Raw genomic sequence first — 22,266 nt, 5'->3', positions numbered from 1 at the left:
CTTCATTTATTTGAATTTAAAATCATCGAACTGGCCTGTTTTAGTGTTTTTTAAATAATGAACTTCGACGCCATTCACATTCTTAGACATTTTAACCCAGCCTTCATCTTTAGGCCAACGAGAGTCTGTCATCCCTTTTCTTAACGGTATAGGTTTGCCGGTATTAGGGTTTGAGAGCACTTCCTTCATAGCTAATTGTTCATTTAAATTATTTGGTTTTGTTCTGCCTGTAGTTCCTTTTCCTAAAGACACACTCTTATAAAGTTTATCAAGGTCTCCAGTCCCTTTAAACTTGCTCTCGATAGGGTTTTTAAGAACATCATTCGTAGTTTTAGAAGTTTTCTTCTCAACTTTTCCAACATCCTTAGCTGCTTTCGCACCTTTCTCAACCTTTGCAATTTTCTTTGCTGATTCCTCACCTTTGAATAATTTGTAACCGCGTTTTCCGTATTTAAATGCTTTTCCAAAAGGTGTGACATAAAATCCAGCTAAAAAACGATCTTTGACTGAAACGATTTCACCTGTTGCAAGGTCGTACCCAAATCCGGCTCTTACTGCATCATAAACTCCTGCAAATTCCAAACCAGTCTCTAGATATTTTTCCCATTCGCTTTTTTCAACATTTTCAGGAAGGGTGTATGCAGGTTCTAACTTGACGATTATATTACCATCTATATAAGCTCGGTACACTGTGTCATTATAAACAGTATATTTCTTTTCTAGCTTTTCTAACTCCTCTTCACTATACACTTTCTTAGAAACTTTTTGTGCCGCCAATTTCTTTGTTCGATCAGGGTCGGCGAGAGTATTCATTTCAGTGTCTTCTTTGTCTCCGACTTTTTTCAACATAACACCCATCGCTGTTTCTTGATTTCCACTCAGGGTATCCATCTCATCCGGTTTTAAAATCGATCCTTTTTGATAGCCGGTGATTTCAATTTTAGGCCCGGTATACATTTTCTCGAGCCTTGAGATGTATTTTTGCATCGTTTCAAGGTCGTTTTCAGCGGTTTTGAGGGCGTTTGTCTGCTCCCTGTCAAAGGTGTGCAGCTTTTCAATCGTCTGATTGATTTCTTTCATTGCTTTTCGATTTTGTTCATGAAAATCGTTGTCGTTCAAATCCGGCAGATCGACAATATGGCTGACTTTTGCCATCGTGGCATTTGCTTTGGATACCAAGTGTTTCGTTGTTCGATCGGCCGCGTTCAAGCCTTGTTCCAGTTCGTGTTCGAGAAAGGCTTGCGAAATAAATCCGTTGTGGTTCGGTTCCAGGGAATTCAGCGCATTTTTCATTTTCTTTAGCGTGGAACTGTATTCCTCTATGAAAGTGTCATAGAACTGCAAAAAAGGGGTGTGGCATTCCTCGTAAAAGGCACGGATCGCGTCGCCGCCTTTTCCCTTTAAAGCATCATCAAGTGATGTGATGTCCTTAACGGCTTTTTTGACTTTGGCGATTTCGTCTGATTGTTGTTTTAATTGTTCCAGCGTTTTGTCAATTGCATGGTGCAACGCCTGAACATCCAGAGTCTTCATGGCATTCTCCTCTAATACTAATGGTTACAATCAGTATAGAGTTTACCACTTTACGGAAATGATTAGTGAATAAATCCTGTCCATCCATGAAAATGAATCTTATTGATTAGGCCTATAAACCTAAATGTTTTTGTTTTTAAGGATAAAACGATCTTGATTTTTTATAAGTTAATAGCTTAAAAGATCTAACCTATCCTTTCGAATGGGGTCATAATTTAATTTAAGAGTTGAGAATAATTTCTTTCACTGGTCACCATTTTTTCACCAGATCTTTTATAAGAGAATTTGGCTAAAGTTTCGTCTTCATCTATATAGGGTGCTTTCCAAAATACAGAAAGTTCACTAATACTTCTGTCTTCCTCAGCAAGGCGAGCAGCCAAATCTTCACTATACAGTTCAATCATCTTTTTTTTTGTTGTTGATGAATTTTTAAGATCAAATGATAAGTGAACTAATGCAATGTATTGATCTTTTTTATCATTTCCCAAGTCTTGATTGACTTCAACGTCTTCAATAGAAACGTTCTTTAAATGTTCATTGACCAAACCTTCAATTTTATTTCTGATATCGCTTGTCTCATTCTCAGAAGATGAGGCATTTAATTCTGATTGATCACTTTTAGTAATTAACCCATATTCACTTTTGACACTTAATTTATCAGCAACAAAATGAAGGAATACAGCTGCATGACTTTCTAAGCCATCCTCTCCGTCGAAATCATAATCTGTTGATGAGTCACCAATTTTTTCTTCAGATTTTGCTTTGCCCCCAACAATTTTTTTGACTTCATCATAAGTCATGCCTTCTTTTATTTTTTTATATTCTTCTGGAGTAATGGTGGCAACTGGTTCATTTTCGTACTTTAGAAAAAATTTATTAATTAGTGCTATTGAAAGTAAAGTAATAATACAAAAAAGAGCCAGTCGAAGTCCAGCTTTTCTTGTTTTACTTGGGATTAGCATTAATACACCTATTAGTGTTCCTATAATCATAAAAGCAGCAAATAATGAAATAAATAAAGCCATAATAACCCCCCATTTGTTTTAAAACGAACATTTACATTTTAAAACAAATAAGGGGGATTTTCTATTAAACTAAGGAATGTCGGTGATACCAAATTTGATACCAAAAAATCGATTTAATTCTAAAAACCCTTCGAAAACCCCTTGCATAATACAGTGAAATCACTGATATCTTGCGGTTTTGTGTTTTCCTTTCGTCTTTATATAGTCGAATACCAAGGTTAGAACAGCCTGACCTCCGTTGATCAGGCTGTCTTTTTTTATTCCTCTAATTTAAACTTGGACGCCTCTTGACGCAATTCTTCGGACAAAGATGACAGCTGCTGAATCGCCGAGGCGATTTCCTGCATGCCGGCGCTCTGTTGTTCAGCTGCGGCCGCCACTTCTTCCGAGCCTGCCGCCTGCTCTTCCGTTACGGCTGATATCTGCTCCATGGCGGAAGAAATGCTTTGATAAGATTCTTCCACTTTTAATAAGGATTTCAGCAATTGATCCGTTCGTTCAGCAAATTGCGATATCCCTTTAAAAATGCCGGAAAAATTCTCATATGTGCCATTCATTAAAATCTGCCCTCTATCGACCGCTTCACCGCCCTCTTGAATGCGTTCCATTACAAGACGGCTGCTTTCCTGGGTGCCCGCAACAAGCTGGGAAACGGATAAAGCGGCTTCCGCCGAGCGTTCGGACAGCTTTCTGACTTCCCCGGCGACAACGGCAAAACCTTGACCTTCCTCACCGACGCGGGCAGCTTCGATTGAAGCGTTCAGCGCCAGCAAATTCGTCTGTTCGGCAATTGAAGAAATCATTCCGATCACTTTTTCGATTTCCTCTGTATGACTCTGCATATCCTTCGCCGCATTTTTGGACTCTTCCATCACGTTTTTAATCGTTTGGGTCTGATGCAATGTTTCTTCCACAAGCTCCTGCCCCGTCTTGGAATCCTTGCTGACGCCTTCTGCAACCTCCTTCATCTCGTTGACCTTTTCCGTGACGTTTGCGATCTGCCGGTCGATTTCAGCGGCCGATGTATGGCAATCTGTCACAGATGAGACGACCTCGTTGATCCCTTCGCTCATGCTGTTCATCGACTCAGCCACCTGCTGGGCGCTTTCGCTTGATTCGGACGATACGTTTTTCAGCTGAAGGCTGGTGTTGGACACTTCTTGCGATGAGGCGGAAATCTGGCCGATCAATTGTTTCAGATTTTCATTCATCCGCTGAAATGATTCGGCCAATTTGCCTGCTTCATCACGGCTTTTGACAGAGATTTGCGCTGATAGATCACCGTCGGCGATCTTTTCTGAAGCCTTCATCAGCTGCCTGATCGGTTTTGCGATATAAGTGCCGAGGAAATAAGCCATGAGCATGCCGATCAGCATGACAAATGCCGCGATTCCGAGCGTGTACCATTTAGCTTTTGCTGCTGTAGCCGGAATGACCGAGGCGTCCAAATCAATGCCCAAAATCCCCGTCTGTTCCCCTGAGCTGTCTGTCAGCGGCAGAAAAATCGACTGATGAATGCCGTATTGATCCTCATAAACATCGCTGATCATCTCTTTATTGTTTGCCAAAGCGTCCTTCATTTCATCTGAAAAGGCGTATGAGGTCCCGAAATCATCTGCTGTATCTGATAAAACGACAATCCGCTCCTTGCCTCCTTGATTGGAGAGGATATAAAGATTTTCCAGCTTGTTTTTCTTTTTCAGCTGATTCACCGCATGTTTCGTCTCCTTGTAAAGCGGGCTGTCAGTTGAATCGATATCAAGCACATTTCCATCGATACGGCTGATTTGGTTTTCGGCAAGGTGAATATCGGTATACAGACGGTTTTGAAACTGCTCTTTTAGCTGTTCTGACAAATCGTTGCTAATGACCGTAAAAACTGCGGAAAAACTTGCAATCGTAATAATCAGCACCAGCGCGACGCCGATCATGATTTTGGCTGAAATGTGTTCCATTAGTTTTTTCATCGTTATATCCCCTTTTGTTAATACGCCGCGAGGGAGCCATACTCCCGGCAGACTTCCGCAACATTTTCTTTTAAGTAATCAATAATTTCCGGAACATGCTCAAGTTTTGTATAAGGAGAAATGACGAAAAACTTGCTGACTGAAAGGGGAACCTCAAGCCCTTCCCGGGTTCCCACCAGCAAATGTTTTTTCGTGTCGCCAAAAAACATTTTCTCCCGCTTTGCTCCGAGCTTTTCAAATAGTTTTTCATTCAGTGCATTGTTTCTTTTCAGCTCTTCTACGGTGCACTCTCCAGCAATCTCTTCGGCACGTCTCGGGGCGCCTTCCGGATAAATCCGGAACAGCGTCGACATGCCGCAGTTGTCCGGATTCATGATCTCCGCCTCCGGAATGCGGCGTGCGAGCTGTTCGCGAAAATGGAGGTTGACCTCAAGAAACTGGCCGATCAGTTTTTGATAGCCTTCAATTCCAAACGCCATCAGCGCGCTGTACATGCTGATCGAGCTCGCCATCCGCGAACATTCCAGCGTATATCCCGTATGATAGTCACCGTAGCCGCGGTGGCCGACATACGGCGTCTCATCCGGGTCAAGATCGACCCGCTTCAAATCAGCGGCGTCCTTCACGAGAAACAGACTGGTCACATAAGGCGTCTGTCCGAGCTTCTGAAAGTCAAAGCACAGTGAGTCGGCTGCATGCAAATGCCGCATTTTCCTTTGAATCGCTTTGATCATCCTGATGACGCCGGGGCTGAAAGATAAAGCGTTCTCACCAAGATCGTACTCGTTAAAAAACGCAAAAAATCCGCCCAAAGCTGAATCTGCGTGAATATGGGGAACCTGCATTCCGAATTCCCCGGCCGTTTCCTCAGCGGCAAGCCGGACCGCGCTGACATCATCAATCCCGATCGCATCCGTCGTCCCCGTTGTGGCCACGATATAAACAGGAACACCTCCGTTTTCATAAACCTGCCTCAGTTTTTGCCGCAAATCTTCCGTATCTATCGAATGATCGGGATGGGTTTTGACTTTGATGAGATGATCGCTGCCAAGCCCGGCTGCTTCCATTGATTTGTACAAGCTGTAATGGGCCGCTTCAGAACAGAAAGCATAGAAGTTTGCGGGCACGCCCTCTTTAAGGGAAGAAGGTGCCATTTTGGCAATCGCGATCCGCAGGCCGCTGTAGACAGCCCCCTGTCCTCCCCAGGTTGTGTAGCCCCCGCTTTTTTCGGCATCATAACCGGCAAGCTTTGACATCATCGCGGTGACCTTCACTTCCGCCTCGGCTCCGGCAGGGCCGTACACATCCCACAGATTGTTGCCGTTGACCATAAAGGCCGCAAGCATGCCTAAAATCCCCGGAATGCTCGCCATCGGCAAAATGTTTGTAAAAAAGTATTTTGAGTGGTAAGGATGTCCATGCAAAAGCTTTAACAGGTCTTCGTTGACTTCTTTCATCGGCATGCCCGAATCCGGAATCCGACTTTCAGAAACAAGTGTTTCATAAAACAGGCCATCGCGGTTCTTTTCACCTTTAAGGTTGACTTGTTCGGGGTTTTTCAGCTTGTCCACCCCATGAATGAGCTGTTCGATCAAATTGAGGAATTCATGTCTTTTCGCTTCATTTCCGTCTTCGCTCGGAAACCATTTCTGTATATCCGCTGTACTCGGTTGCTGCATGTTTCTCTCTCTCCTGCCTTGTCTTTTTATATTTCAAAAAAACATCACACACGCGATATCGGTCAATATATCCCAATTCTTTAGAAATTTACGCCAATGTTCATGAAATTGTTTTATCTTTTACTTTTCTTTTCAATAAAAAAACTTCTTAACATCATTTTGTTAAGAAGTTTACAACGAGATACAGGACCATTGATCCATCATTAAATTCAATTCTTTTTCGTTCCCTTTTTTAAGGCTTTTATTTCAATTTTCAGGACAAGATACAGACAAACAACAAGAGCGATGATGAAAGCGATCCAAAGAGGGACAAGCAGAAAAGGCGCATATGCTGACACCACCATCAACAGGATGGCGGCTAATAAAAACAGACTGATGAACCTTAATATGATCAGCAACTGAATCATCCTTTTTTTACTCATTATATCACAACATTTTACATTTATGGTGTTCTCATTCCTCTGCAAGGGTATGACTCAGCTCTGTGAACTGTTTTTCTATCGGTGTCAGCTTATGATTTAATCGGGTGATCATATACATATCGATATACCGGTGCATCGGGGGCACCTCTAAAAACCGTGTGATCTTGAAGCGTTTGGCGACTCGTTTGGAGACGAGGGAAATCCCCATGCCGATAGAGGCAAGCTGTACAAGCGTCTGCATATCGCCGAGCTCGATCAATTCTCCATGCCTGATATTTCTTTCTGCAAAAAGGCTTTCCAGGATGGAGAGATATAGACACTTATCTGAAAGCACAAGCAGGTTTTTCCCCTCTAAATAGTCTTCCAAGCATGTGCTGTCATCGATGCCTCCTCCGATCACAATCATTTCTTCAACACCGGATTTTTGATAGTGGATATTCTTGTTTTCCATCGATCCGATGGTGTAAGCCACATCAATATGTCCAAGCAGAAGCTGCTCCTCAATATATTCTGTATTGCCCGTTTTTAATGTCACCGATAAGTTCGGATACATGTGATAAAGACGGCTTAAAGAGCTTGCCAGCCGCGTTCCGCCGACAGACATCATCGTGCCGATTCGGAGTTTTTGTTCCTGCGTTTTCATCTTGCTTTCGGTTTCTTCCCACAGGAGGAGCATTTTTTTAAACTGATCGTAGAGCACTTTTCCCTCTTTTGTCAGCTGAACCCCTTTTGAGCTTCTGATAAACAATTCCTGCTGGTAATGGGCTTCTATTTTTTTAATTTTTGCCGTCATATTTGATTGGAGATGATTCAGCTTTGCGGCGGCGGCCGAAATGCTTTGCAGCTCAGCGGCCGACACGAATGCCTTCATATTTTCAATGTCCAGCGGTTTACGCCTCCTTATCAGAAAAAATGATAGCAGCATCATTTATTAACATTTTTCATGATGACCATCTCTCATTATACTTGAATTAGCTCAAAACTTGCCACATATCGGCGTAGGAGGGATCATTCATGAAACATCGCACAATCAACACGGGCATCATCGGAGGCTCGATGAATAACCAATGGGCCAGCCGCACCCACATTCCGGTTCTAAAGGACAGCCCGCATTTTCGCATCACCGCAATCGGAACGTCCAACATCGACACCGCAAACAAGAGCGCGGCCGCCATCAACGCACCACTTGCCTTTACAGTTCACCGGGCATTGGCGGCTGCAAAAGAGGTCGATCTAGTCGTCGTCAGTGTCAAGGTTCCTTTTCATTATGAAGCTGCAATCGCAGCCATCGCGGCGCATAAACACATCTACTGCGAATGGCCGCTCGGTGTCAGCACCCAACAAGCCAAAGAATTGGCGGATTCGGCTGAACAAGCAAACATCCATCATGCCGTCGGATTGCAGGCGAGACAATCTCCGGAAATCAAGTACATGAAGCAGGCGATCAATAAGGGCGAAATCGGCAGGGTGCTGTCCTGCACAATGCATGTCGCCACACAAGGAAAAGGCGGAACAGCCGACCTGAAAAACAGCTACCTTCTAGAAAAAGAAAATGGCGCAGACCTTTTAGCGATCAACGGCGGACATTCACTTGATGCGCTTTGCTACATCCTGGGTGACTTTAAGGAACTGTCATCCATCATGAATATGAATTATGCAGAAGCCGTTCTCCAGGAAACCGGTGAAAAAACCCGAAAAAACACCGCTGACCAAATCGTGATAAACGGGACACTCACAAATGGCGCATCAGCTTCCATTCATATTGAAGGCGGGGTTTTACCGGCATTTCGTTTAGAAATCCAAGGAGAAAAAGGCGCTTTTCGCCTGACACAGGAGCGTTCCTTAGGACACGTCCAGTTCGGCCGTCTCAAACTTGAAAAAGCGGAGCACATCGGCGGCGCTGAGGATATCCATTGGAAAGAAATCAGCCGCTCATCGGACAAAGACATGAATCCCGCAGGCTATGTTGACAGGGCGTATCATGTTTTGGCAAAAGATATTTTGGCCAATACATGGGACATTCCCGACTTTCACGATGCTGTGAAGCTGCATGAGCTGTTGGATGCAGTACGCAAGTCGGCCGAGACGGGCAAAAAGGTGATACTCCACCATTAGGGACAGACCGCAGGGCTGTTCCTCCCCTTCTGAAAGGAAATGATTGGATCCATCCCAAATCCGCTCTCATCAATGTGTTCAAGCATCTAAGAATGCTTGCCTGCCGGCAGCGAGGGCATAATTCCTATTCTGCTGACGAGCGGTTTGTGTTACAATGACATTCGATTGTTTTTTTGGAAAGAGGGGAATCCATTGAAGCGGGAACTTGTTCTGCGCTGGCTTTTTTATTTTGTCGGATTGCTTGTTTTGTCTTTTGGGGTTTCTCTTACGATTGAAGGAAAGGTGCTCGGCATCGGTCCGTGGGATGCATTCCATTACGGCCTGTTCATGCTGCTCGGGCTTTCTGTCGGCCAGTGGGCGATCATTGTCGGAGCCGTCATCGTAGGCTTAACATCATTGTTTACGAAGGCATGGCCGAAAATCGGCGCCGTATTAAACATGTTGTTAATCGGTATTTTTATAGATTTTTTTAATTATATTCTGCCCGATCCGGAGACGCTCTTGTCTGCCACTGTCGTATTCTTTCTGGGCGTCATTTTTATCGGGTACGGGGTTGGCATTTATGTATCGGCAGATCTCGGGGCCGGCCCCCGCGACTCCCTGATGCTTTTGATCTCGGAGAAAACGGGCTGGAATGTTCAATGGGTCCGCAACGGAATGGAACTGACGATTTTGTTCATCGGCTGGCTGCTCGGCGGACCGATCGGAATCGGAACCGTCCTGACCGCCATCATGACAGGCTTGATTTTGCGCTTTTCCCTGCCGCAGTCCAAACAGCTGCTTTCCTTTACAATGGCTGGACGGCGGCCGAAAACAGCCCGGCCTGTACATGTGTCATTGAAGAAAAACGGATGATAGGCTTCATCCGTTTTTTTTATACCATTTTATAATTTTCCAAAAAGTCAAAAAATATTATTGACTCATTTATTGGAATTATTGTATTATTTATACATCATTTGACTAGGACTAGTTCTTTTTATAGCGATACATACCAAGCCAATCGAAATGTATCTTTCCATATCCATTGTTCTCTATATGCATTAAGTCATCCCTTAATGTATTGAGAAATAAAAGTTTTGTTGGAGAGGAGGATGGAAGTGAGTGTAAAAAACAAAGTGAAAAAGCTTACACAGCGTCTGGATCACATGGTTCCTGATAATGCACCAGTTAAAAAACCTTCTAAATAGGGCTGCTGCAACTATCACAGGGAGAATCCGGGACTTTATGTTAAGGGTTCTCTCTACAATTAAGAAAGGAGAAGTTAGCGGTGTCTATATCTGGTTTAATTCATGATAGTATTCCTAAAAACTCGTTCTTCGATGAACAAAGTTATAAGTTTGAGAAAGATAAAAAACACCTTTCCCATTTATACTTAATGGCTGAACTGACCGGAATCCCCGATATTCACCAGCATGCAAAAGCCATTGATGGAAATCAGCTTGCAGTTGGAAATGATTCCTTTTTTATGATCACAAAACTGCCTGAGACCATATGGTCCAAGCTTCCTATTCCATCTCATGAGATACTTCAAGCAAATCATCAGCAAAAAGAATTGCTCTCTAAGGCGCTACATCATTTAAGCAAACAGCACCCTTCCGCTTATGAGCTTATCAAGGAATTTGTAAGATCCATAGTATGGGTTACCATCCAAAGGGATTTCATTGAAAAGGATACTCAAATTACTTCAGCTTCATTTCCGATTATGCCTCTTTGTATATTCATCTCTGATAAAGCTGCGTTCCATATACCGCCTAATAGTCTGTGTACTAAAAACTCCTACCGGTTTTTAGCAGAAAACCTGTATCATGAAGCTGTCCATCAAGTGATTAATATGAACCTGCTGCTTTCTGATATTTTCAATGAAAGTTATGATAGCGCAACATCGGCTAAAATAGAAATTCCTTGGAGACATACTCAATCGATACGCAATCAGTATTGGGAGCTGGACCGTGTTTTTCATGCAGCCATCGTTTATAGTAAAATGATGGAATTTCGACTCTCTGAATTAAAAGACGGCAGCCTTTATCCGGAAGAGCGCAAAATATTTGAAGAAGCTGCTGCTTCGGGAATAAGGTCGGCACAGCATTTGAGCCAGGCGCTGTTGAATCATAAAAATTCTTTTACATCTGATGGCGTAAGGCTGATCGAAGAGTTGGCGAATTTTATTCACGATACGGCCAAAGCGTTAGAAACACATTCAGTTTGATAATTCTTTTTAGGAGGGAGAGTCAAAATTAAAACAAATTCAGGGCTCGATACCCAGCCGCCTGTCAGCAGAAAAGAACATTCATTAAACCGCTACTTTTATTTGTTATGGTCAAGCCAAACGATAGAATCTTTCGGAAGGCAGATTACGATTATTGCCCTGCCTTTAATCGCAATAAATCAGCTAAATGCAAGCAACTTTGCCGTTAGCCTGATCAGCTTTCTATCTTTTCTTCCAAATCTGCTGCTTGGATTTCATGCGGGTGCATTAGTCGATCGAATGAATAGGAAACGGGTGATGCTGTTTTGCCAATTGATCAATGCCTGTCTTCTATTTGTTGTCCCGCTAAGCTTTCTAGGCGGTTTTTTATCTCTTGAAGTGATTCTGGGCGTTGCTTTTTTAACTGGTTGCGGATCTATTTTTTATCAAATTTCTTATTCATCTTATCTGCCGGAGATCATTCCATCCAAATCTTTGCTGAATGGAAATGCAAAACTGGAGGTTAGCAATGGAGCGGCGCAAGTCGCCGGACCTGGAATAGGCGGTTTTATGATTCAATTGTTAACAGCTCCCATCGCTGTTCTTTTAGATGCTTTCAGCTTTGTGACTTCCTTTATATTAACGCTTTTTTTACCAGACAGCAGAATAAAAGACAGAAGCGCGGAAAAGGAGCAAAGTGTGTGGAAAGACATCGGAGAAGGCATAACCTTTACATTTAAACATAGAATACTGCGGCCTATATTAATTAGCTATAGTTTAAGCGTTCTATTTATCGGATTATATCAATCAATTTCCGTTATTTATATGACCCGTTCATTAAACTTTTCCGCAAGCGATATCGGCATTATATTAGGTCTTGGCAATGCCGGATTTCTTGTAGGCGCACTGGTCAGCAGAAAATTGTCTGACAAGATCGGTATCGGCCGAGTGATTGTAGGTTCATTAGGTTTGTTGGCCATAGGTTTTTTGATCATCGGCAGCGCGCCAGATCATCAATACTCGCTATATTCGCTTTTGTTTGGACAGTTTGTCTTGAGTATGGGTGTTCCCATTTATAATGTGAATCTCGTAAGTCTGCGCCAAGCCATTACACCCAGACATCTGTTGGGGCGCGTCAATTCAGTTTCGAAAGTATTCGGCAGAGGCATGGTGCCCGTCGGAGCGGTTTTAGGAGGGCTCCTTGCTTCCGCATTCGAGGTTCGCTTTGCGGTGATCACGGCAGGTATAGGGGGTTTGCTTTCCATTCTGCCTGCACTATGTTCTGAAGTCGTCCAAATGAAGACAATCGATTAGAAAAGGAGAATGTCTATGGAAAAAGAATACATGGTCAAAACATTCAGCAAAGAAGATTACATTCCCCACTTTGATGAGGATTTTGAAGAAGTTTGCCGTCATTTAAAGGCCCATAGTCAAAGGCTTTTTGATTTGCTGCCAGATGTTTCCCTTTCACCGGACGAAAGGCTTGAAAGACTGGCCCGTGTCGTTCCAACCAGTATTTTAAAAAGCGCCAATCATAAAACTGCCCGAGAAAAGCTTAACGGCTTGCGACGCAGACTTGATGAACTGGTTCCTGATCAACATATGAGCTACTACGACAAAATAGAATATCTTGTGAACATAGCTGACAAAATGGTTCCCGGAAATTTGAAAATGTATCAAAAACTAGAAAAAATAGGCGATCACCGCTGGTCAGATATTGGCAGATCATAATGATGAATCAAAAAGGAGAAGACTGTCACATTTGAAAAAACGGATGACTTGGATGCATCCGTTTTTTTAAATGCTGCTATTTTTTCACAACCGGTATCCAAATCTCAGTCACATGATCAGCCGATGTGACATCGCCGTCTTCAGGATATGATTCAAACTGCGGAGCATGGGCCAGCTCATAGCCTGTCGCCGGGAACCATTCCGAGAAAATCCGCTCCCACGTTTGGTTTACGGCTTCATCGACGGGGCCTGCGGCCTCAAACACAGCCCAGGTCGCGGCGGGAATGTCTTTGACGATACAGCCTTTGGGAAGGTCATCGGTTGTTTTTTCGACCCCTATAACATAGTTGAACGTTTCAGCTTGGTCGTTGAAATCCATGCAGACGCCGAGAAAGCCGAGTGGTCCGGCGTATGGCTGTAAAGAATCGGTGAACCCGTTTTGATTTAATTCATCCCAAAAAGCCGGAATCAGCGTTTGGTTTTGACCATCCTTCACCGTGACTTCCAACACTTTGCCGATCACTTGAAACGATTCTTTATCAACAATTTTGTAATTCATGTCCTCTGCTCCTTTGATTTGGATTTGAAAGGAAAGACGGGGAAACGCCCGAAGCGTCCGGCCTTCTTCACGCGCCTGGGACGGGCTCATTCCGTGCAGCCTGCTGAATGCTTTTGAAAATGATTCCGGTGTATTGTAGCCATACTTGAGGGCCGCATCAATGACTTTTACATCTGAGGCGGCCAGTTCCTGGGCGGCGACCGTCAGTCTGCGGTTGCGAATGTATTCGGCAAGGGTGACGCCTGTCAGCATGTAAAACATGCGTTGAAAATGAAATTTTGAGCAGTAGGCGATCTTGGCGATATCCTCATGCCGCAGCTCTTGATCGAGGTGCTCCTCAATATAGTCAATGCTTTCAGCCAAACGATTCAGGATTTCCATTGTTTTTCTCCTTCCGTTTTTTCATCATAACAGCCCTGTTTGAGAGGCTCCTGTCATTCTGTGCGTTGTTCTGACAGGAGCCAAACAGCCATTTGACCGCTTCCGGGAACCGATCAGCAAACCTTTCAAGCCGGTGAGCCCCGCCTTCATCGAGAACAAATGTAAGGTCTTTCCGAAAAGCCGCGCTTTCTTGCAAAATGCGGTAAGCCTCCTTAGTTCTCGGTATCATTTCTTTCTGGAGATTGCTGCGGTCTGTCCCTTCCGTGCTCCCGACATCCATATAGATGCGCAGATTCGCATTTTTGAAGTATTGACTCCTCATCCATTCAATCATTCCCGGAAACCAGAAGGAACCTGACAAAGAACCGATCTTCCCGAAGGTTTCCGATGCGCGGTATCCGGTGTAGATCGAGATCAGTCCGCCGAATGACTTTCCGATGATCCCCGTGCTTTCACGGCTTGGGTCTGTCTGATAGTGCCGATCGATATACGGCTTTAACTCATTTGCCAAAAAATCGGCATACAAAGCGCCCTGTCCGCCGTACATGTGGTCAGGCTTGATCAAATGCGGTGCGGAAAACGGCGTGTATTCGCTTTCTCTGTCTTCTGAAGCAACACCGATCAGCAGCAATTCCGGAATGTCGCGATTTGAAAACAGCTTTTCGATGGCTGACAGGCTGCTCGTGTATGCCGGATCGAAAACATCTCCCCGGTCCTGCACATATAGGGCGGGATACCGTTTGGTTCCATTTCGGTATGAAGGAGGCAGATAGATGAAAAGATCCCTGCCGGAAAAGGTATCTTTTATCAAAGTTCCGTTGATCATATGTATTTCGCTCCATTCTTTTCTGTCTTTCCAGCCGCCTGTTTGCTAAAATCAAAGATAAGAAAAAATCACGTGAAGAGGTTCAATTTGATGAAGATTTACGCTGTTTATATCGATCAGCTGCCCGGGCCCGACCAATTTGAACGGATGATGGCTATGGTGTCTGACGATAAAAGAAAAAAAGTCAACAGATACAGATTTCCTGAGGATGCAAATCGGACGCTGATCGGAGAAGTCGTGATCAGGCATATCATCAAAAAAACATTCGATTTGCCGAATGAGCAGATCACATTCACCGAGGGACGTTACGGAAAACCGTCAGCCGAAGACCTGCCTGACTTTCATTTTAATACCTCCCACTCGGGAAAATGGATCATATGCGGGGTCGGAAGGAGACCGATCGGGGTGGATGTCGAGAAAATCAAACCGATCAATTTCGATATTGCACAGCGGTTTTTCTCCCCCGCTGAACATCGCGATCTGCTGGAGAAACGTGAGTCCGAACGCCTATCTTATTTTTATCATCTTTGGACAATGAAGGAAAGCTTTATTAAGCTGGCGGGAAAAGGTCTGTCACTGCCGCTCGATTCTTTTTCCGTCAAACTTGGAGAAGGAGGGCGCGCCTCAATTGAAACGCCGCCTGATTACCCTCCCTGCCATCTTCAAGTGTATGAGATTGATCCCGGTTATAAAATGGCGGTTTGCTCTGAGTCACAAGACTTTCCCAAAGATGTTGTCTTGTTAACATATGAAGATCTGTTAAACGGATGATACCGGGCCCGCTTCCGTTTAATAGCGGGCCGTGTCGACCGCCTGCTTCAATTGTTCGATCCCGCGCCGAATGTCTGCTTCCTTGACATTGGATGTATTGATTTTTAATAGATTCCGTTTTTCGAAGGATGATAAATAATGAGGCGTAATCGGCTCCAGCAGGACATTGCGCTTTTTCATGCTTTTGATCAGGCGGGAAGCCGAAAGATTTCGGTCTAATGCAAGGTGTGTGTGAATGCAGGGCTGGAGAGCGGGTTGAAAATCAACCCCAGTCCCTGCCGACGCGAAATGGTCTTGTAATCGGGCATGCAGCAGGCGTGATCTTTTTTCGTACGAAGAACGGATTTTTTGCTTATGCTTTTCAAACATCCCGCTTTTCAAATAGATTTCCAGAGCGGCCTGGGACAGCATCGAACTGTCGATGTCAAGCAGCTGTTTATACTGATTGAAGACCGCTGTCAGCGAATCAGGCAGAACGGCCACCCCGACGCGCAGACCCGGAAACATCACTTTGGAAAAGCTTTTTAAATAGATGACGTGTGAAGAGACGTCATAAGCAAACAGCGGGTCCGCCTTTTTATTCCCTTCCAGATCGCCGAGAAAATCATCCTCGACGATAAATACGTCATACTTTTCCGCAAGTCTGACGATGCTCTTTTTCTCCTGTTCCGTATAGGAGGTTCCGAGCGGATTGTGAAATCGCGGCATCGTGTAAAAGAATTTGATGTCCTCCGTTTGAAAGAGGCGTTCCAATTGTCCGATATCGATCCCTTGCGCCGTCCGTTCGATGCCGATTGCCGGGAGGCCGTGGACTTCAATGTATTTGATCAATAAATGATAGCTCGGCTGTTCAATGAGGATGTTCCGCTTCCCGTTCGGAAACGGCATCGAGGCGAGCAATGCCAACGCCTGCTGAACGCCCGATGTAATGAAAATATTGTCCTCGTTTGTAAACACTTGAGTGTTTGTCAGCTCTTTTCGGATGACTTTTATTAATGACGGAAGCCCTTTTGGCGTTCCATAGATGAACAAATCGTTTTTGTATGTATCAATCGCCTGATTGATGCAATGCTGAAAATCAATGTATGGAAACACATCCGGATCAGGAGCCGACGCGGCGAAGTCTATCACGTCCCCTCCTCTATCCAGCTGCTGTTTCGTTTTTTTGACGACGTAATAGCCGCTTTTCGGCACAGAAAAGATAAGATGCCGCTTCTCCAGTTCCCCAAGCGCCCGAATCGCCGTGCTTTTGCTCACACCAAACTGTGCGGCAAGCGTCCGGATCGACGGCAGCCTGTCCCCTTCCTGATACGATCTTCCTTCGATGAGAGCCTCCAGTTCATTCATCAGCTCGACGTATTTTTGCATGTTTTTCTCCCTTTGTCTGAAATTTGTACCGGTACAGATCAGTATTTTTTGTATTGTGCCGGTGTTCGCTTCCGTATAAGATGACAGAGCCGGTTAAATTACAGTATTGCATGCATACACACGGAGTTGAAAACCATGAACAAATCTGCTTATCTTGCAGCTTTATTATACGCTTTTATCATCGGATTTTCTTTTTTCTTTATTAAATTGGCGCTCACGGCGGCAGAACCGGTGGACATCCTCGCTCACCGTTTTACCGCAGCCTTTTTGGCCGCGCTTTTTCCCGTGATCTGCGGCTGGGTCAAGATCAGGCTCAGCTTGAAAGACGTGCTGGTGATCTTGCCGCTGGCGCTGTTTTATCCCGTCATGTTTTTTGCCTTTCAAGTGTTTGGACTCGTCTACACGTCTTCATCTGAAGCGGGCATCATTCAAGCGGCGATTCCGATTATCACGATGATATTGGCTTCTTATGTGTTAAAGGAACGGTTCACGAAACGCCAGTTTTTTTTCACCGTCCTGTCAGCGGCGGGGGTGGCCGCCATTTTTTTCATGAAAAGCGCTGGCGCCGGGGGCGCTGACGTAAGGGGAACCGCGCTTATTTTGCTTTCGGCTCTTTCCTCGGCGGCTTACAGCGTGCTTGCGAGAAAGATGACCCGCTCCTTCAGCTCTCTTGAATTAACATATGTAACAACCGGGGCGGGCTTTCTTTTTTTCAATGGCATGGCCGGTGTCACACATTTGTCATCAGGCACGATTTCCGGCTTCTTTGCCCCCTACACAGATCCGGTATTTTTGCTGTCCATTCTGTATTTAGGCATATTATCATCGTTTGCGACATCGTTTTTGTCAAATTACGCACTGTCCAAAATCGAAGCCGCGAAAATCAGCATGTTTAATCATTTGGCTACATTGGTAACGATTTTAGCGGGGATACTATGGCTTGGAGAGAGTCTGGAATGGTTTCATTTGCTTGGAAGCGTGATGATCATCACCGGGATCGTCGGCGCCACTGTCATTCAATCTAAAAAGAAATATGCCAACACATGAAAAAAGCGGAAAATCGGCCATGTATCCACCGATTTTCCGCTTTTTCTACATGGTTTATACAGGGGTTTTGCCGGTCGACGCAATGATCGACCTGATGCGCGCGGCAACCTGCTCTGTTTCTGAGAGAAGAAACATATGGCCGCCTGCAAAATAATGAAAATCAATGTTCTTCACCCATTGCCTCCAGCCAAATGCATCTTTTACACACTTGTCATCCTTTTCCCCGTTCAGCATATGGACAGGCGAGCTAACCACTGTATGGTCACTATGGCTGAACGTCTCGAGCGCTCTGTAGTCGGCTCTGAATGAAGGCAGGAAGAAGTTGATCATCTCCCTGTTCTTCACCAGTTCTTCAGGTATTCCGCCCAGCTGGACGAGGTGATCGAGAAAGGCGTCATCATCATAGTCGGAAACCTTTTTCTGTTTGATATGAGGCGGCTGGATCGCTGAAATGACGACAGCTTGCGGATGGATCCCCTCTTTTTCAAGCTTTTGCGTCAGTCTGTATACGACCATTCCTCCCATGCTGTGGCCAAACAGCACAAATGGCCGGAGCAGCTTCGGCTTGAGCGCCGTAAAATACATGTCGACGAGCTTTTCCAAATCATCGACAGGCTCCATGCGATTCGTCCCGTGCCCTGGCGGTTCTGCCGCCCACACCTCGCAATCGGTTTGCAAATGTTCGTAAAGCGGCCGGAATGATGCCGAATAGCCCCCGGCAAACGGGAAGCAGATCAATTGAATGCCGCCCGGAGCCGATCCGAACTGTTTGAATAAATCATTCACCTATCGTACACCTCCTGCTCTTGCAGGACGGCCTTCCAAAATCGGCTTGATGAGCTCTGCGTTTCGTTCGGCAAATTCTGCCGCAAGCATTTCATCATGTTTCCCGCATCCTTGATAGCTGCGGCAGGAAGCGCTCGTGCCTTCTTCCCAAGCGGAAAGCCATGCCGGAAGCGGACTCGTCTCTTCCGATTTGATCAAGTGAATATCAGCGCCGACTTTTCCCCGGTGGATCACGTTCACAAAGTATGAATAATACGCGCTCATCTTTTTGAAAATGCCTTGCTGAACCGCCTTGATTTGCAGATATTCATTATCTTGGTTGGCTTCCATCAGTCGAGCCACGTCATCTTCAATCGTACGTCCTTTTAAATCGCTGACATCGTTTTTCATATAGGAATCAATCATCAGCAGTTTTTCAACCTGCCGTCCGTTTTTTTCAAGCTCTTGCGCCACTTCAAACGCGAGGGCGCATCCGGCCGAATATCCCATCAATGTCAATGGACCCTCAGGCTGAAGATTGATGATGGCTTCAGCGAAGCGCTCGATCCGATCATCGCTTTCAATAAAATCAAAGGCGCAAAGCTTGTATTCGGGCAATTGTTCGGCAAGTTTGCCGTACATCACGCCATACCCGAGGACAGGCGGGAATGCAAACACCTGCCGGCTGCTTTCCGGATTGAAGACGGTTTTCCCCGCTTCGCCCGATTCCCCTCCGTTTTCGATATAAGCCGCGAGATGCGCAATGGTCGGCTTGTCAAACATGACATGCACCGGAACGTCGATGCCAAGCTCCTTTAAAATACGGGAAGTGACAGCCATTGCTTTCAATGAATGACCGCCGATTTCAAAAAAGTTCTCATCAACGCCGATCTTTGGCCTCCCCAATACGTCCGACCAAATGGCCGCAAGCTTGTTCTCCGTCTCATTGCGCGGCTCCCGATCATCAGCTTTTTCGGAAGGTGCCGTCGCTTCCGGCAGAAACCGACGATTGACTTTGCCGTTTGCCGTCAGCGGAAGCTCTTCAAGGATGACAAATCCCGCTGGTACCATATACGCCGGAAGCTGGCGGGCCAGTCCGCGGCGAAGCGCCTCTTCTGACACATCTTCTTCAGGGGTTGGAACGACATATGCGGCAAGAACCGCATCCCCGCTCTCACTTCGTCTTGTGAGAACAACGGCTTCTTTTACGCTTTGTAAGCGGAGAAGCTGTTCTTCAATTTCGCCGATCTCGATCCGATGTCCGCGGATTTTCACCTGATCATCCACCCGCCCGATGAAATCGATGTTGCCATCCGGCAGCCAGCGGGCAAGGTCGCCCGTCCGATACACGATGTCACCGCTCTGAAACGGATGCGGAACAAATTTTGCCGCCGTCAAATCTGCCCTGTTTAAGTAGCCCCGCGATACACCGGCGCCGCTGATGCACAGTTCCCCGACCGCTCCCAGCGGCTGCAGCCGGCCGTTTTCCGTCAGAATGTATGCCCCTGTTTCGTTCAACGGTTTGCCGATCGGGATGGAAACGGCGGTATCAGGCACACTGTTGACCGGATAAAATGTCGCAAATACGGTCGTTTCCGTGGGGCCGTATACATGAATGATCCGATCATGCCCCATCGCGGCAAGCGCTTTTTTCACATGTCTGACAGATGAACGCTCGCCTCCAAACAGCACTTTGCGAAGGCCTTTCATCCAATCCGTTCCCTCATCGACAAGCAGGTTGAACAGTGCCGTCGTCGCAAACATAACCGTGATGTTTTCGTTTTGAATCGTTTCCGACAGCTTGTTGATATGAAGAATGGTCTTTTGATCAGCAATCACCAATTTTCCTCCGTTGAGCAGTGCGCCGTACAGATCAAATGTAAAACCGTCAAATGCATAGTTTGACAGAGACAGCACTGTGTCGTGCTGTGTGATGTCTATATAATTCGTCTCTTTGACGACCCGAGCGATATTGGCGTGCGTCGTCAAATTTCCTTTCGGTTTGCCCGTGGTTCCCGATGTGTACATGATATAAGCTAATGTCTCCGGCCGCCCGTCCAATTCAAGGTTGTCTCCGCTTTCTGCGGATGCGGCCGGACCGTCGATGGCAATCGTTTCTCCTGTGAAGGAAAGCTGTGCCGCTTGATCCTGAAGCTCTTCCTGAGTGAGCAGGCATACCGCTCCGCTGTCTTCAAGCATGTATTGAATGCGCTCTCTCGGATACTCCGGATCGATCGGCAAATAGGCACCTCCCGCTTTTAACACCGCAAGTATCGCGATGACCATTTCCGGTGAACGCCGGAAAAAGAGGGCGACGGCTTTGTCCCTGCTGATGTTCTTCTTGCGGAGCAGACGGGCGAGTCTGTTCGCCTGTTCGTTCAGCTCGGCATATGTAAGTGTTCGTCCGGCTGCCGAAACGGCAGGGTGTTCAGGGATGGCTTCCGCATAATGTTCAAACCATTGCGGCAGTGTCAGTCTGGCTTTTTCTTCGTCCGCCGGAGGATTCAACTCAGACAGCAGATGCGTTTTCTCCTCTTCCGGCACCACATCGATATCATCCAGCGGCTGATGCGGATTGCTGACGACCTCCCGGATTGCGGTTAGCAGCTGTTCTTTGAGACGGACGGCGAATGCAGAGTCATAGACGTTCCTGTTGTAAGCCAGCTTCAGCAGCATTTCCTCGCCTGGAGATGCAAGGAGATTCAGATCGTAATTTGATTTTTCAAAGACGCTGACATCGCCCATTGTAAAGCCGAGATTTTTTTCTTCCTGCTGTTTGTTGGCTTCTTGGAGCGGATAGTTTTCAAACACGATGATGTGGTCGATTAAATCCGGCGCCCCGATATGGCTTTGGATGTCATAAAGCGGCACATATTGATGAGGCTCAGATTCGAGCGACTGCTTCTGCAAATCGGTGATCAGCTCCGTAAAAGTCGTCTGCCCGCCGAATGTCACCCGTTTCGGCACGACATTGATAAAGAGGCCGACCATGTGCTCCACACCATTGATTTCCGCGGGGCGTCCCGATACCACTGTACCGAAGATCAGGTCGCGCGATCGCTGATAACGGCTCAAAAGCACGGACCATACCGCCTGGAGAGCTGTGCTCAATGTCGTGTTGTGAGCCTTTGCAAGCCGTGTGAACGCTTCCGTGTCCTCCTTTGGCAGAGTAAACAGCAGCTCTTCGGGCTGACTGACGGGTTGTTCTGTTTTATTCCGCTGTTCTCTAAAGGTTGTCTGTCCTTCAAAACCGTCTAAATAGGTCTGCCAATAGGCCAGCGATGTTTGCTTATCCTGCTGTTCAAGCCATTTGATATATTCTTTGTACGGTTTGACTGGGGGCAGACTGTAAGGCTTGTTGTCGCGGAGCGCATTGTACACTTTGAAAAGCTCCTGAACAACAACGCCGAAGCACCAGCCGTCCAGCAAAATATGATGGTAGCTCCAAACCCATTCGTAATGATCCGTTCCTTTTTTGAAAATGGCGGTTCTCATCGGAATGTCTTTTGCGAGTTGAAAGCCTTTTTCTTTGTCTTTTTGTTTATATTCTTCGATTTTTTCGTTCTGTTCTTTTTCAGAAAGCCCGCTTAAATCGATTTCTTGCACTGCAAAGGTTCTTTGTTTTAAGACGACCTGAACCGGTCTTTTCATTTTTTCATGTACAAATACGGACCGGAAAATATCATATCTATCAATGATCACATTCATGCTTTTTTCTAGAACCTCTTTTTGGAAGGACCCCTTCACCTGCATGCTGATCTGTTCAATGTAGAAACCTTGTCCAGGGTGAAGCAGCGTGTGAAACAGCATCCCTTCCTGCATCGGCGATAAGTAATAAATGTCCTGTACATGCTCTTTTTTGAACTGGCTCATGATCGTTCCCCCTTTCATG

The 22,266-nt window shown here is 45.7% G+C and carries 18 protein-coding genes; 7 read left to right on the top strand and 11 right to left on the bottom strand.

All coding sequences use genetic code 11. The features are described from left to right. Positions 1-6 precede the first annotated feature (6 nt). The 6 genes from P3X63_RS02360 to P3X63_RS02335 all read right to left on the bottom strand — a co-directional run bounded on the left by P3X63_RS02360 (position 7) and on the right by P3X63_RS02335 (position 7,497). Positions 7-1,533 carry a T7SS effector LXG polymorphic toxin gene (locus tag P3X63_RS02360; protein WP_277692413.1) on the bottom strand — a complete coding sequence of 509 codons (1,527 nt, stop codon included), beginning with the start codon at positions 1,531-1,533 and terminating at the stop codon, positions 7-9. Between the two features lie 215 nt (positions 1,534-1,748). Continuing rightward, the gene (locus P3X63_RS02355) at positions 1,749-2,558 is read right to left on the bottom strand and encodes a hypothetical protein (RefSeq protein WP_277692412.1); all 810 of its coding nucleotides are present in this window, start codon (positions 2,556-2,558) and stop codon (positions 1,749-1,751) included. A gap of 257 nt (positions 2,559-2,815) precedes the next feature. Further along, positions 2,816-4,525: a methyl-accepting chemotaxis protein gene (locus P3X63_RS02350; protein WP_277692411.1), complete on the bottom strand. Its 1,710-nt coding sequence runs from the start codon at positions 4,523-4,525 to the stop codon at positions 2,816-2,818. 17 nt (positions 4,526-4,542) lie between these two features. Further along, complete coding sequence (locus P3X63_RS02345; protein WP_277692410.1) at positions 4,543-6,204, bottom strand: pyridoxal phosphate-dependent decarboxylase family protein; 1,662 nt, start codon at positions 6,202-6,204, stop codon at positions 4,543-4,545. A gap of 209 nt (positions 6,205-6,413) precedes the next feature. Beyond that, positions 6,414-6,602 (bottom strand): hypothetical protein, encoded by a 189-nt coding sequence (locus P3X63_RS02340; RefSeq protein ID WP_026585859.1) that lies wholly within the window; start codon positions 6,600-6,602, stop codon positions 6,414-6,416. A gap of 55 nt (positions 6,603-6,657) precedes the next feature. Next, positions 6,658-7,497, bottom strand: coding sequence for a LysR family transcriptional regulator (locus P3X63_RS02335; RefSeq protein ID WP_347176587.1), 840 nt, complete (start codon positions 7,495-7,497; stop codon positions 6,658-6,660). A gap of 143 nt (positions 7,498-7,640) precedes the next feature. Between P3X63_RS02335 and P3X63_RS02330 the strand changes: the two genes are divergently transcribed. From P3X63_RS02330 to P3X63_RS02310, 5 genes are all read left to right on the top strand, one after another. Then, positions 7,641-8,741, top strand: coding sequence for a Gfo/Idh/MocA family protein (locus P3X63_RS02330; protein ID WP_277692409.1), 1,101 nt, complete (start codon positions 7,641-7,643; stop codon positions 8,739-8,741). A gap of 192 nt (positions 8,742-8,933) precedes the next feature. Continuing rightward, positions 8,934-9,596 carry a YczE/YyaS/YitT family protein gene (locus P3X63_RS02325; RefSeq protein ID WP_026585856.1) on the top strand — a complete coding sequence of 221 codons (663 nt, stop codon included), beginning with the start codon at positions 8,934-8,936 and terminating at the stop codon, positions 9,594-9,596. Between the two features lie 412 nt (positions 9,597-10,008). Beyond that, a complete protein-coding gene (locus tag P3X63_RS02320) occupies positions 10,009-10,947 on the top strand; it encodes a hypothetical protein (RefSeq protein WP_277692408.1) in 939 nt (312 codons plus the stop codon). Positions 10,948-11,049: 102 nt separating this feature from the next. Further along, a complete protein-coding gene (locus P3X63_RS02315; RefSeq protein WP_277692407.1) occupies positions 11,050-12,240 on the top strand; it encodes an MFS transporter in 1,191 nt (396 codons plus the stop codon). 15 nt (positions 12,241-12,255) lie between these two features. After that, positions 12,256-12,657, top strand: coding sequence for a hypothetical protein (locus P3X63_RS02310; protein ID WP_277692406.1), 402 nt, complete (start codon positions 12,256-12,258; stop codon positions 12,655-12,657). Positions 12,658-12,733: 76 nt separating this feature from the next. Here the strand turns inward: P3X63_RS02310 and P3X63_RS02305 are convergent, their stop codons facing one another. Both P3X63_RS02305 and P3X63_RS02300 read right to left on the bottom strand, forming a co-directional pair. Next, positions 12,734-13,597 (bottom strand): AraC family transcriptional regulator, encoded by an 864-nt coding sequence (locus P3X63_RS02305; protein WP_277692405.1) that lies wholly within the window; start codon positions 13,595-13,597, stop codon positions 12,734-12,736. Then, positions 13,572-14,423: an alpha/beta hydrolase gene (locus P3X63_RS02300; protein WP_077735733.1), complete on the bottom strand. Its 852-nt coding sequence runs from the start codon at positions 14,421-14,423 to the stop codon at positions 13,572-13,574. The genes P3X63_RS02305 and P3X63_RS02300 overlap by 26 nt, the downstream gene beginning before the upstream one ends. A 90-nt stretch (positions 14,424-14,513) precedes the next feature. On the opposite strand from P3X63_RS02300, the gene P3X63_RS02295 reads away from it, so the two are divergent. Continuing rightward, positions 14,514-15,194: a 4'-phosphopantetheinyl transferase family protein gene (locus P3X63_RS02295; protein ID WP_026585854.1), complete on the top strand. Its 681-nt coding sequence runs from the start codon at positions 14,514-14,516 to the stop codon at positions 15,192-15,194. A gap of 18 nt (positions 15,195-15,212) precedes the next feature. On the opposite strand, the gene P3X63_RS02290 is transcribed toward P3X63_RS02295, so the two are convergent. Further along, positions 15,213-16,562 (bottom strand): aminotransferase-like domain-containing protein, encoded by a 1,350-nt coding sequence (locus P3X63_RS02290; protein ID WP_026585853.1) that lies wholly within the window; start codon positions 16,560-16,562, stop codon positions 15,213-15,215. Positions 16,563-16,697: 135 nt separating this feature from the next. Here P3X63_RS02290 and P3X63_RS02285 point away from each other — a divergent pair, with 135 nt between their 5' ends. Continuing rightward, on the top strand, positions 16,698-17,609 hold the full coding sequence (locus tag P3X63_RS02285; RefSeq protein WP_026585852.1) for a DMT family transporter: 912 nt from the start codon (positions 16,698-16,700) through the stop codon (positions 17,607-17,609). Positions 17,610-17,663: 54 nt separating this feature from the next. Here P3X63_RS02285 and P3X63_RS02280 read toward each other — a convergent pair whose 3' ends face one another. Next, a complete protein-coding gene (locus tag P3X63_RS02280; RefSeq protein WP_277692404.1) occupies positions 17,664-18,395 on the bottom strand; it encodes a thioesterase II family protein in 732 nt (243 codons plus the stop codon). Beyond that, the gene (locus P3X63_RS02275) at positions 18,396-22,247 is read right to left on the bottom strand and encodes a non-ribosomal peptide synthetase (protein ID WP_277692403.1); all 3,852 of its coding nucleotides are present in this window, start codon (positions 22,245-22,247) and stop codon (positions 18,396-18,398) included. Between the last annotated feature and the right edge of the window lie 19 nt (positions 22,248-22,266).

It is taken from the genome of Bacillus sp. HSf4, from assembly GCF_029537375.1.
Classification (GTDB): Bacteria; Bacillota; Bacilli; order Bacillales; family Bacillaceae; genus Bacillus; species Bacillus sonorensis_A.
This window is presented reverse-complemented; position numbering and strand designations above follow the sequence as displayed.

Bases quoted from the DNA above. Each gene is read 5' to 3' on its own strand.
- P3X63_RS02360 (WP_277692413.1), bottom strand. From the start codon at position 1,533: ATGAAGACTCTGGATGTTCAGGCGTTGCACCATGCAATTGACAAAACG.
- P3X63_RS02355 (WP_277692412.1), bottom strand. From the start codon at position 2,558: ATGGCTTTATTTATTTCATTATTTGCTGCTTTTATGATTATAGGAACA.
- P3X63_RS02350 (WP_277692411.1), bottom strand. From the start codon at position 4,525: ATGAAAAAACTAATGGAACACATTTCAGCCAAAATCATGATCGGCGTC.
- P3X63_RS02345 (WP_277692410.1), bottom strand. From the start codon at position 6,204: ATGCAGCAACCGAGTACAGCGGATATACAGAAATGGTTTCCGAGCGAA.
- P3X63_RS02335 (WP_347176587.1), bottom strand. From the start codon at position 7,497: ATGAAGGCATTCGTGTCGGCCGCTGAGCTGCAAAGCATTTCGGCCGCC.
- P3X63_RS02330 (WP_277692409.1), top strand. From the start codon at position 7,641: ATGAAACATCGCACAATCAACACGGGCATCATCGGAGGCTCGATGAAT.
- P3X63_RS02310 (WP_277692406.1), top strand. From the start codon at position 12,256: ATGGAAAAAGAATACATGGTCAAAACATTCAGCAAAGAAGATTACATT.
- P3X63_RS02305 (WP_277692405.1), bottom strand. From the start codon at position 13,597: ATGGAAATCCTGAATCGTTTGGCTGAAAGCATTGACTATATTGAGGAG.
- P3X63_RS02300 (WP_077735733.1), bottom strand. From the start codon at position 14,423: ATGATCAACGGAACTTTGATAAAAGATACCTTTTCCGGCAGGGATCTT.
- P3X63_RS02295 (WP_026585854.1), top strand. From the start codon at position 14,514: ATGAAGATTTACGCTGTTTATATCGATCAGCTGCCCGGGCCCGACCAA.
- P3X63_RS02290 (WP_026585853.1), bottom strand. From the start codon at position 16,562: ATGCAAAAATACGTCGAGCTGATGAATGAACTGGAGGCTCTCATCGAA.
- P3X63_RS02285 (WP_026585852.1), top strand. From the start codon at position 16,698: ATGAACAAATCTGCTTATCTTGCAGCTTTATTATACGCTTTTATCATC.
- P3X63_RS02275 (WP_277692403.1), bottom strand. From the start codon at position 22,247: ATGAGCCAGTTCAAAAAAGAGCATGTACAGGACATTTATTACTTATCG.